Raw genomic sequence first — 379 nt, forward strand, 5'->3', positions numbered from 1 at the left:
GGTGCGAATCTTCCCCAATGCCGAGAGCTGCCTAAGGCTGGTGCGGGCGCTGACCGTCGAGCGCCACGAGGCCTGGCTCGAGGACCATCGCTATCTGAACATGGATCTCTTGAAGGAGCACAAGAAGGAGACACTACGCCGGGCGGCCTGACGATGCCCAGGCCCACCAAGGGGATGGGCCACCCCTCTCCGCCGCCGTCGCTCGCCAGCGCTGCGCTCGGGGCGAGCGAGCGACGGCGGCTCCGAGGGGATGGCTTGGCCGTACCCCATGATCAATTTTGCTGAACTTGACGCACAGAACTCGTCCGAGGGGGAAAAAGCTTCAATGACCCTTCCAATTGAGCCACCACGCGGACATGACGGGCAGTCGTTGGCGTGG

The 379-nt window shown here is 64.1% G+C and carries 1 protein-coding gene; it reads left to right on the forward strand.

The genetic code is table 11. From position 1 onward, the window contains the following. Window positions 1-151 (forward strand): transposase (locus AC5ZG5_RS46500; protein WP_496165605.1); only part of this gene is annotated, 151 nt, incomplete at its 5' end. Between the last annotated feature and the right edge of the window lie 228 nt (window positions 152-379).

Source organism: Bradyrhizobium sp. Ses1 (assembly GCF_059512365.1).